At 44.6% G+C, this 10625-nt stretch carries 9 protein-coding genes; 5 read left to right on the forward strand and 4 right to left on the reverse strand.

Features of this window, described 5'->3' with window-relative positions; all coding sequences use genetic code 11:
• Positions 1–52: 52 nt before the first annotated feature.
• From KTR07_RS07900 to KTR07_RS07915, 4 genes are all read right to left on the reverse strand, one after another.
• Positions 53–667: an L-threonylcarbamoyladenylate synthase gene (locus tag KTR07_RS07900; RefSeq protein WP_008761010.1), complete on the reverse strand. Its 615-nt coding sequence runs from the start codon at positions 665–667 to the stop codon at positions 53–55.
• Between the two features lie 17 nt (positions 668–684).
• Positions 685–3201, reverse strand: coding sequence for an AsmA-like C-terminal region-containing protein (locus KTR07_RS07905; protein ID WP_070750937.1), 2517 nt, complete (start codon positions 3199–3201; stop codon positions 685–687).
• A gap of 120 nt (positions 3202–3321) precedes the next feature.
• Positions 3322–5319, reverse strand: coding sequence for an AAA family ATPase (locus KTR07_RS07910; protein WP_008761012.1), 1998 nt, complete (start codon positions 5317–5319; stop codon positions 3322–3324).
• A gap of 44 nt (positions 5320–5363) precedes the next feature.
• Positions 5364–6149, reverse strand: a complete 786-nt coding sequence (locus tag KTR07_RS07915) for a Cof-type HAD-IIB family hydrolase (protein ID WP_008764352.1) — start codon at positions 6147–6149, stop codon at positions 5364–5366.
• Between the two features lie 68 nt (positions 6150–6217).
• Here KTR07_RS07915 and KTR07_RS07920 point away from each other — a divergent pair, with 68 nt between their 5' ends.
• The 5 genes from KTR07_RS07920 to KTR07_RS07940 all read left to right on the forward strand — a co-directional run bounded on the left by KTR07_RS07920 (position 6218) and on the right by KTR07_RS07940 (position 10185).
• Positions 6218–7387 (forward strand): MalY/PatB family protein, encoded by a 1170-nt coding sequence (locus KTR07_RS07920; RefSeq protein WP_055229645.1) that lies wholly within the window; start codon positions 6218–6220, stop codon positions 7385–7387.
• A 139-nt stretch (positions 7388–7526) separates the two neighbouring features.
• Positions 7527–8618 carry a metallophosphoesterase gene (locus tag KTR07_RS07925; RefSeq protein WP_117981323.1) on the forward strand — a complete coding sequence of 364 codons (1092 nt, stop codon included), beginning with the start codon at positions 7527–7529 and terminating at the stop codon, positions 8616–8618.
• 87 nt (positions 8619–8705) lie between these two features.
• Positions 8706–9020: a nucleotidyltransferase family protein gene (locus tag KTR07_RS07930; RefSeq protein ID WP_008764355.1), complete on the forward strand. Its 315-nt coding sequence runs from the start codon at positions 8706–8708 to the stop codon at positions 9018–9020.
• Positions 9017–9421, forward strand: a complete 405-nt coding sequence (locus KTR07_RS07935; RefSeq protein WP_008764356.1) for a HEPN domain-containing protein — start codon at positions 9017–9019, stop codon at positions 9419–9421. Before KTR07_RS07930 ends, KTR07_RS07935 begins: the two co-directional genes overlap by 4 nt.
• A 449-nt stretch (positions 9422–9870) precedes the next feature.
• The gene (locus KTR07_RS07940; RefSeq protein ID WP_032840597.1) at positions 9871–10185 is read left to right on the forward strand and encodes a hypothetical protein; all 315 of its coding nucleotides are present in this window, start codon (positions 9871–9873) and stop codon (positions 10183–10185) included.
• Positions 10186–10625 lie beyond the last annotated feature (440 nt).

Raw genomic sequence — 10625 nt, forward strand, 5'->3', positions numbered from 1 at the left:
CCGTGTAGTCCGTGCCTGATTTATATATTCTCTAAGTTAATAGTCTTCGGGATTAAATCCCTTCCAGCCAGCCTTTTCCCTGACGGACAATTTCCGGTTCATCTTCTGTGCACTTCACTACTGTAGAAGGTTCTATGCCTCCTATTCCTCCGTCGATTACCAGATCCACGATATCACCGAACTTTTCGTCAATCAGTTCGGGATCGGTCATATATTCCAGATCTTCATGCTCATCATATGGCAGTGTGGTGGTCATAATAGGAGCATCCAGTAAGCGGGCGATTTCACGGATGATATTGTTGTCCGGCATACGGATACCCACCTCTTTTCGGTTACGGAAGATTTTGGGCAGCCGGTTGGTGCCATTCAGGATAAACGTGAATGGGCCGGGGAGATTATGCTTCATGAGCTTGAACTCATTATTACCCACTTTGGCATACTCGCTGATACTGCTTAGATCGTAGCAGATGATAGACAGGTTGTTTTTGCGCGGATCAATATCTTTGATCCGGCAAATCCGTTCAATAGCACGTTCTTTCAGCCCGTGGCATCCGATGGCGTACATCGTATCCGTAGGATAGATGATCAGTCCGCCGTCGTTCAGGATGTCGGTTACCCGTTGCAAGTCCTGCGGGTTATTGTTTTTATCGTACAGTTTCAGAAGCATACTCTCTTCTCCTTTTCTTATTTAAGTTTCTTCTTTAAGAAATCAAGTGCTTTCTCTGTAGCTTTTTCCGTCACTTTCTGTTTGATGGAATCTTTGTTGGCAGTCGTGGCAGAATCCAGTCCGAGCTTTTCTCCCAGTTTGCTGATTGCTTCGTCGGCTACGGATTCAAGTGCCTGATTGGCCATACTCTTTGTATCGACACTGACTTTCGGGGAAGTGAATGAACCGCCGATCTTCAGATCGAGTGTCATCAGCTTGGAAATGCCGGTGGATGCCGGAAGCTTGATCTTGCCGGAGTAGTCGATGGTCTGGTCAAGTCCTGTGCTACCGGAAAGATTCAGATTATAGTCACCCATTTTGATATCAAACGGTTTGGTTTCCACCCGTCCGTCTTTGATGGTGAAATTTAGTGTCATATCTTTCACTTTCATTTCTTTCAGACTCGGTTGGCTGATGGCATCGGCTATCTGGTCGATTGCTTTCACACCACTCAGACTGAGGTCGCGGGTAGACAAGCTGCCGTCTCCTTGCATCGTTTCCAGTACCGGGCTCATAGCTGCGTCCAAGTCGGTCAGCACATTGATGCTGCCGGAGAAGTTTCCTTTCAGGTTCTCAAAGATAGGAGCCAGTTGCTGAACCATATCCAGTTCTTTGTATGCCTGTGAGAAGCTGATATCTGACAGTTTGAATCCGGCTTTCATTTCCGGTTTCTTCGCATTGGCGGTAGAGTAATATCCGTTCATCACCACGTTGCCGCCCATGGTACCCATAGAAAGGTTCTTCATATCTACCTTTCCGTCTTTGACAATAAGTTTACCGTTCATATTGTTGAATGTCATCTTGTCAAACAGCACCTGTTTCAGATTGGCGTCCATCTGGAAGTCGATATTGCGCGGAACTTCTATCACGCCGGCAATTGCCGTGGAGTCTGTGGCAGCTGCTTCGGTAGTTGCCACGCTATCTGCGGAGGCTGTCATGAAATCATTCAGATTGAAATAATTGGAATGAATGTTCAGCGTTCCTTTCAGTGTAGTACCTTTCAGAGCGTAGCCGATATAGTTCTCGAAACGGCTGTCGGCAGTAATATCGTTCTTACCGATATTGACCGTCGTTTCGCTCAGTTGCAGATATTTCGGGGTGAAGGTGAAGAGTGATTTCTTGATATCCACATCCGGCATATCCTGCATTTTCAGTTTCATATTGGTCAGACCGATGGTTCCGGAGGCTTTCATGTTGTCGTACTGTTCTTTCTCTATATAAGAAAGACGTCCGGACATTTGCATATCGGCGTTGATGGTTCCGTTCAGTTCCATATCTCCCAAAGGATATACCTGTTTGATCATACCCAGGTCGAGGGTACCTTTTGCCTCAGCTTTGAAATCGGGGTCGCTGATCGGTGTTTTCACGTCCGCAGTCAGACTGAAAGGATTCCCTGCCAGACGGAAACTGAACGGGTTGATTTGGATGGTGGTCAGGTCTATATTTCCTCCCGGATTTCGGACGTTGGCATTAATGTTGATCTGATCGACTCCTGCAGGCAATGCCGGATAACGGAACATAGCGTTCTTGACTTGCATGTCGATGTTGAATGCGGGGACAGTATCTCCTTGCAGCGTACCTTTGGCTGATGCGGCAAGAGTAGCGGTTCCGTCTGTTTTCAGACTGGAGAATTCCGTTGCGTAAATGGCGGGAATCAAAGACAGTATTTCCTTGAAGCCTACATCATTGGTATTGAGTTTGAGATCCATGTCGATAGCGGGATCTTTCAGTTCCACCCAACCGTCGATACCTGCCTGAATGGCGTTGAGGCGAATGGTATTGTCTTTCAGTGTATACTTGTTGTTGGCAAGATCGGCGTCTACATCCATCTTGGCGGAGATGTTGGCGTTTGCAAGGAAAGGAATGCCATTCATCTTGTAAGTCAGTGATTTGGTTTCCGCTTCCAGTTTCAGCGTAGTGCGGTCACTGCCCAGGTCACCGGCACAAAGGGCGTTGAAATCACGGATGTCGGCATACATTTTACCTTGCTGGTCGTCATAAATCAAATTCATGTTCTTGATGACAAAACGTTGCAGCTTGACTTTGAAAGGAGATGAATCTTCTTCCGCGGCAGGCGTTTCCTGCGTGTCTGTCGTGTCGGGCTTCATAATATCCCAGTTGGCACGACCGTCCGGCAGGACAATGGCGTGCAGGCGGGTATCTTCTATGAATACTTTGGAGATGTCATAACCGCTGTCTCCGAAAAGGGAGAACAGATTGATGGTGGCAGTCACCTCTCCGGCTTGTACAAGGGTATCGTTTGCGAATTCTCCCGCGCCTTTCAGCCAGAAATCTTCGAGAGTAACAGAAGCCTGCGGAAAGTTGCGGAACAGGCTAATGTTGAGTTTCTTGAAATCAAATTGTGCATTGAGCATCTTGTTGCCTTCTGTTTTTACAATACCTGCTATCTTACCTTGGAAGGCGAAAGGAAGGAGGAGCATCAGAATGATTATTACCCCTACAACGATAGCTGCGATTTTCAAACCTTTTTTCATTTGCTTTTCTTTTAAGAGTTTGACGTACATACGAAGGCAAAGTTAATAAAAAGTTTTTGATGTAAGATGATATTCAATAACTTTCACAATCAGAAGACTTCTGATACACTACCAACTTATTTATGATTTTTTCTTTCTGAGTTCTTCGGCAATTCTCCATTGTATGGCGGCTTCCACTTCTTTCCCCACTCTTAACAGGGCATCTCCGAAGAGCTCGTGTGCGCCGGCATGCTCGGGTTTCAGACTTGTAGCCTTGTCCAGGTCTGCAATTGCCCCTTCTGTATTATCGATTTTCAGACGCAGTTTTCCACGGTTGTACACAGCTTTAAAGTTTGCAGGATGAAGGCTGACAGCGGTATTGAAACAGTTTTCCGCATCAAAATACTCTTTGCTGTTGAACAAGGTGATTCCTTTTCGTATCCAGGCGTCTATATAATTAGGGTCGAGGCTGAGCGCTTTGTCATAATTGGCAATGGCGGCACGGGCGTCGTGGGCTTGGGTGATACATTCATTTCCCATTAACAGATATTCATGGGCATATTGCCGCAGACGTTCCTGCTGTTCCCGCATTTGCTCTTTGAGCTTTTTGTTCTGCTCCTGCAAGGTATTGATAATCCCCAGTTTCCGGCGGATTAATCGGCGAGGAACAGGTTTCTCTATATCATAACGGGAGTGAATGGCACGGAAAAATTGTTCCAGACATTCCTCCATATCCCCTTTGTCGAAAGCACGTGCGGCAGCGGCATACTGAACATCGGCCTGCGCCTGTTTCAGAGCCTTGTCGATGGCTTGCCGGTCGTTGAACCGTCCGGCAAAGTTTACGATTTCGGGACGCACAAAGATATCCGCCCGGTTGATCGGTTTTTTGAGCTGGATGCCATCCAGTGAGGTACAACGGCTGAGTGCTACATACGCCTGTCCGCCGGCAAATACACCTCCCGTGAAGTCAATCACTACTCTGCTGAAAGTCAGCCCCTGACTCTTGTGGACGGTAATGGCCCAGGCCAGCCGGATGGGATATTGGGTGAAGCTGCCTAGTACTTCCTCTTCAATCTCTTTCGTCTTTTCGTTGTAGCGATAGCGGATGTTACGCCATGATTCCCGTTTTACATCGCATTCCTTGCCGTCATCGGTGATGACGTATATCGTTTCTTCTTCCTCGTCGATACCGGCAATCACTCCGATGGTACCGTTTACCCACCGGCGGTCGAAATCATTCTTGATAAAGATGATTTGAGCACCCGGTTTCAGAACGAGTTCCTGTGAGGTCGGCAGACTGCTTTCGGGGAAATCCCCTTCAATGCTTCCTTCAAAGGTGATCGGTTCTCCTGCCAGCTCGGCCAGTTTCTTCTCATTGATCGAGTCAACCGTATCCCTTCGGGTGGCAAGCGTGATGTACATATCGGCTTCCGATTCTTCGATATGGCTTCCGTATCGGGTGTTCAGCAGTTGCAGGTCGGCTGCTCCGGCGGTGTTGGTACGGATATGGTCGAGAACGCTGACAAAGACGGAATCAGTCTGCCGGTATACTTTTTGGAGTTCGATGGATACCAGATCGATCTGGCTGAATACTCTTGCCGAAAAGAAGTATGGAGTAGGATAGGCACGGTTCAGAATCTCCCTCTCGTCATTCTTCACGACAGGTTCCAGCTGGAAAACATCGCCTACCAATAACAACTGTTTGCCGCCGAAAGGTTCCCGTAAGTTATGCGAATATACACGTAAGATGCGGTCGATGGCATCAATGAGGTCCGCCCGTACCATAGAGATTTCGTCTATGATGACCAGTTCAATCTGTTCCAGTAACTTCCGGTGCGGTTTGGTGTACTTGAAGAACTCGTGAATGCGTCCTCTCTGGAGACTTAAATTCGGATCGTCCGGCAGTAACGGATAGAAGGGGAGTTTGAAGAAACTGTGCATCGTACTTCCTCCGGCGTTGATGGCTGCGATGCCGGTAGGTGCGAGAACGACATGTTTCTTCTTGGTATGTTCGCAGACATAACGTAGGAATGTAGATTTACCTGTACCCGCTTTTCCGGTCAGAAAAACCGACTGGCGGGTATACTGAATAAGATTCAGGGCGTCCTGAAAAGCTGCGTTATTAGTGTCTACGCTCATAAAGTTAGTGACGGATAAGCAGATGTGCTGACCGGATAAATGAATTAGATAATCCCGAAATGTTTCATAGCCTTGCTGATGCCGTCCTCATCAATGGGGGCTGTCACATAGTCGGCTGCGGCTTTTACATCCTCTTTGGCCTGCCCCATAGCGACTCCGATAGCTGCGTGGCGGAGCATGCTGATATCGTTTCCTCCGTCGCCGAAGGACATCGTTTCTTCCAGCTTGATGCCAAAGTGCCGGATGATTTCATCGATGCCTTTCTGTTTGGTATCGCCTTTGGCTGTGACATCCGCAAAAGCCGGATACCAGCGGCCTATTTCGCAAGTCGGGATGGATGGAAGCACTTCTTTTTCTTCTTCCTCCGTGATGAAGGGAGTCATCTGGATCACTTCCTTATTGCTTGCTTCTTCAAAGGAAACTGTCGGGATGACATTTACATGCAGGAAGTCATAAAAGATCTTCTTCACCATCTCATTCGGTTGGCAAACAGAGATATTATGCTCCTCCACGAAGATGCAGGGGACTCCTTTCTTTTCGCAGAAAGCAGCCATTGCTTTTACTTCTTCCTGCGGGATGGCACTTTTGTAAATTACTTCTTCTCCGACAAAACAATAGGCTCCGTTCATGGTTATATATCCATCGATCAGGTTCCGGTCCTGCAATTCGGAAAGATTGTTGATAATGGCTTTCGGGCGTCCGGTAGCGATAAATATTTTAAGCCCTTTTGCGTGGGCGGCTTCCAATGCCTCAATGGTAGAAGACGGGATACGGTGTGTTTCGAAACTAACCAGCGTTCCGTCTATATCAAAAAATAAAGCTTTCGTCATAAATTCCTTTTTGAATTGAGTACAAATGTACTACTTTTGTCTCACATAACATAAAAACCTCATGCAGTATGAACTATAATTTTGATGAAATAATAAACCGTAACGGTACGGACTCCGTAAAATGGGATGCCGTAGAACGCCGTTGGGGGCGTAATGACTTGATTCCGATGTGGGTGGCTGATATGGATTTCCGCACAGCTCCTTTTGTAATCGACGCCTTGAAGAAACGTCTGGAACACGAAGTGCTGGGCTATACATTTGCCTGCAAAGAATGGGCCGAATCCATTATCAACTGGCTGAAAGAACGGCATGGCTGGGAGATTCGTGAGGATATGCTGACGTTTACTCCCGGCATTGTCCGCGGACTGGCATTTGCCATCCATTGTTTCACGGAGAAAGGAGACAAGGTGATGGTCATGCCTCCTGTCTACCATCCTTTCTTTCTCGTGACGCAGAAGAACGAACGTGAAGTGGTGTACAGTCCGCTGGTATTGAAAGACGGACAATATCATATTGATTTCGACCGTTTCCGCAAAGATGTGCAGGGATGCAAGCTGCTTATCCTGAGCAATCCTCATAATCCGGGCGGACGTGTATGGACCAAAGAAGAACTGTCGCAGATTGCCGACATCTGCTATGAGAACGGTACATTAGTAATCTCTGACGAGATTCATGCCGACTTGACCCTGCCTCCTTACAAACATCCCACCTTTGCTTTGATTTCGGAGAAAGCACGGATGAACTCCCTTGTCTTTATGTCTCCGAGCAAAGCGTTTAATATGCCCGGACTGGCAAGTTCGTATGCAATTATTGAGAATGACGAACTTCGTCATCAGTTTCAGGTATATATGGAAGCGAGCGAGTTCTCCGAAGGACACTTATTCGCTTATCTCAGCGTAGCGGCAGCCTACAGTCATGGTACTGAATGGCTGGATCAGGTCATTGCCTATATCAAAGGAAATATTGACTTCACGGAAAGTTATCTGAAAGAGCGGATTCCTGCCATCAGAATGATTCGTCCGCAAGCATCCTACCTTATCTTTTTGGATTGTCGTGAGCTGGGATTAAGTCAGGAGGAACTGAATCGCCTGTTTGTAGAAGATGCCCACTTGGCTTTGAATGAAGGAACGACGTTCGGCAAAGAAGGTGAAGGGTTTATGCGGTTGAATGTAGCCTGTCCGCGTGCTACGCTGGAGAAGGCTTTGAGGCAATTGGAACAAGCTGTCAACAATAGGTAGAAGTTTTGTCGAATGCTTTACACAAATCCGGTAACATAATACCTGTTTTTTATTCCTCACAAAGATATACAGACACTCACTACCAGACAACGGAAAAGGGCGATAATATATTTGATAACCATTTTAATTTATAACGATTATGCGAATATTTTTCCTGATATTCCTGCTTGCCTATGTAGGTGGTAATGTTTATATCTTTATCCGTACATTACAGATGCTTTCCGGCTTCTCGCTGGCTATGAAGATTCTGTTGTCTGTCGTCTATTGGCTGGTAGCTTTCTCGTTGGTGATAGCTATGCTGACCCGTCATATAGATATGCCTGTCATCCTGTCGAAATCCATGTTTCACATCGGTTCGGTATGGCTGGTGTTTACACTGTACATGATTTTTGCTTTGTTGATAGCGGATGTGACGAAGATATTTGTGCCGTCACTGAATCACGGTTTCTATTATGCGTTGGGAGCGACTTGCTGTCTGCTTCTGTACGGTTATTATAACTACCGTCATCCGCAGGTCAATAAGATTGATGTCTCCCTTGATAAGCCGATAGAAGGTAACGGAATCAATATCGTAGCCGTGAGTGACGTCCATTTAGGGTATGGCACGGGAAAAGCCATGCTGAAAGAATATGTAGATATGATAAATGCGCAGCATCCCGACCTTATACTTATCGGTGGAGATTTGATAGATAATAGTCTTACCCCATTATATAAGGAGAATATGGCGGAAGAACTGGCACAGCTGAAAGCTCCCTTGGGCATTTATATGGTTCCGGGCAATCATGAATACATCAGCGGTATTGATGAAAGCGTCCGCTTCTTGAAAGATACTCCCATACAACTATTGCGTGATTCCGTAGTAACATTGCCTAACGGTGTGCAGATCATCGGACGTGACGACCGTTCCAACCGTTCTCGTCATTCCCTGCCTACCTTATTAAAGCAAGCGGATCGTAGTAAACCTATCATTCTTTTAGATCATCAACCCTACAACCTGGCTAAAACAGATTCTTTGGGAATAGACCTGCAATTCAGCGGACATACGCATCATGGACAGATATGGCCTATAAGTTGGGTAACAGACAGGATATATGAACAGAGTCACGGCTATCGCAAATGGAGCCAATCACATATCTATGTTTCCAGCGGATTATCTCTTTGGGGGCCTCCTTTCAGAATAGGAACAAATAGCGATATGGCGGTATTTCGTCTGAATCAGATGGCGAAATAGTGAGAATATAATAAAAAGCGTTCTTGGGTGTGTTGAGAATTGAAAAGAATCGAGTATATTTGCATATAATCAATAGATTAAGAAGTTATGAGACGAACAGAAGTGATCGAACAAATCAAGGATATTATCCGTCATGTTGCTCCTACCGCTAAGACCATATTATATGGTTCTCAAGCGAGGAATGAGGCACGCAGTGACAGTGATATTGATTTACTCATCTTGCTTGATGGAGAGAAAATAACTTTGAAAGAGGAAGAGGCGATTACTTTACCCCTTTACGAACTTGAACTGAAAACCGGTATATCTATCAGTCCGATGGTTATGCTGAAAAAACTTTGGGAAAACCGTCCGTTCAAAACACCTTTTTATATTAATGTCACTAATGAAGGAATCGTATTATGAAAGATATTTTAGACGAAGAGAGCCGAAAAGCATTGATCGCCTACAGAATGCAACGTGCTTATGATACAATGAAGGAAGCGGAGGTGATGATTCGGGAAACTTTCTATAATGCTGCTATTAACCGAATGTATTACGCATGCTATTATGCGACGGTAGCATTATTGCTAAAGAATAATATTCAAACGCAAACTCACAATGGGGTTAAAACGATGTTAGGACTGCATTTTGTATCTACCGGAAAGCTTCCTCTAAGAATAGGTAAAACATTTACTACGCTTTTTGAGAAAAGACATAGTGGAGATTATGATGATTTTATGTTTTGTGATAAGGAGATGGTTGACGAGTTGTTTCCACAAGCTGAATTGTTCATCAAATCTGTTGATGAATTACTAAAAGAATAAATTAGACTATTCAGACTCTGTAACTCTTTTCTCTTCTTAACTTGTTATATGTTTATCGATCTGATTATTGAAACGGAACAAACAGCGATATGGCGGTATTTCGTCTGAATCAGATGGCGAAATAGTACACACCAAAGTATCAATATCAGAAAATATAACTATATTTGTAGCGTATCTCCGCAAAGGAGCTACGCTTTTTTATTTTGGAGATAGCGTTTTTATTATCTGCTCTAGAAAATCTGGTAAATTTTTGTGCTTGCAGATAATAAGTAACCGGTCTCCACGTCTCTGTTGTATATAAATTTGTTATATACCTCATGGGCGTGGAGCTATTACTTATTATTCGAGCACGGGCTTACCAGAGCCTTCTAGAGGATAATGTAGTAATAGTTTCCGCGCCTTTTTTCTTTGGGGCATACGGGAACACACAAATGAAAAAACAGAAAATTATGGATGATCCTACTTGTTCCTACCCCTGCCTGATGAAGCTTGATTTACAGGACTCCACCGACAAACTTGCCTTTCTTAAAGACAATTGGCCTAGCTTTGGACAAATTGAAAGCATTGATAAACTATCAAAACATGAACTTAAATGTACTCTCTGTTTCCTTGATGTCCTCATTGATGAGTTCGTAGATGATGAATATGTTTGTTCAAGTCGTGTTATGACTCGTTTGGTGTTGACACGCATATATGTTCAGAATACTATGGAAATCAAGGCATTAAAAGAATTACGATTGGAACTAGAGAAGTCGGATGGTTGAGAATAGGTTGATTCTGGATTTTCTCCACAGTGATTTAATAGCAGTTTTGCTCTCACGCTCTAACAATTTGCTTGTATCCCTTTATTCATCGTAGTTTTGGCTATGATAGCAGGCGTGGTGGCAAGTATGAGAGCAAGCGGTTGCTCTCACTCTGTCAAATCGTGTTAGTAAGTGTTTGTTCAATGCTATCTTTTGATTTGTAGGATGTTAATGGTTGATTTGTCAACTATTAACGATTGACATCTCAGGTATTAATAATTGAGAAATCAGGTATTAATACCTGATAAATGATGTATTATTGAGCAATAGATGATTTAGTGCTACTTGAAAGAACAGGTGAATCGGAACAGTTGATACGGTTAAGTCAATCAGATCGTGTGGTCAATGTCTTACCCTGGATTTGGTTGACTACTATAAGTATCAACTAAAATGAATAAAAG

The sequence above is a fragment of the Bacteroides sp. MSK.20.82 genome, assembly GCF_019052485.1.
Taxonomy (GTDB): Bacteria; Bacteroidota; Bacteroidia; order Bacteroidales; family Bacteroidaceae; genus Bacteroides; species Bacteroides thetaiotaomicron.

What these genes read in the sequence shown, in the direction of transcription:
- KTR07_RS07915 (WP_008764352.1), bottom strand. Translation starts at nt 6,149, where the DNA reads ATGACGAAAGCTTTATTTTTTGATATAGACGGAACGCTGGTTAGTTTC.
- KTR07_RS07920 (WP_055229645.1), top strand. Translation starts at nt 6,218, where the DNA reads ATGAACTATAATTTTGATGAAATAATAAACCGTAACGGTACGGACTCC.
- KTR07_RS07925 (WP_117981323.1), top strand. Translation starts at nt 7,527, where the DNA reads ATGCGAATATTTTTCCTGATATTCCTGCTTGCCTATGTAGGTGGTAAT.
- KTR07_RS07940 (WP_032840597.1), top strand. Translation starts at nt 9,871, where the DNA reads ATGGATGATCCTACTTGTTCCTACCCCTGCCTGATGAAGCTTGATTTA.
- KTR07_RS07935 (WP_008764356.1), top strand. Translation starts at nt 9,017, where the DNA reads ATGAAAGATATTTTAGACGAAGAGAGCCGAAAAGCATTGATCGCCTAC.
- KTR07_RS07930 (WP_008764355.1), top strand. Translation starts at nt 8,706, where the DNA reads ATGAGACGAACAGAAGTGATCGAACAAATCAAGGATATTATCCGTCAT.
- KTR07_RS07910 (WP_008761012.1), bottom strand. Translation starts at nt 5,319, where the DNA reads ATGAGCGTAGACACTAATAACGCAGCTTTTCAGGACGCCCTGAATCTT.
- KTR07_RS07905 (WP_070750937.1), bottom strand. Translation starts at nt 3,201, where the DNA reads ATGAAAAAAGGTTTGAAAATCGCAGCTATCGTTGTAGGGGTAATAATC.
- KTR07_RS07900 (WP_008761010.1), bottom strand. Translation starts at nt 667, where the DNA reads ATGCTTCTGAAACTGTACGATAAAAACAATAACCCGCAGGACTTGCAA.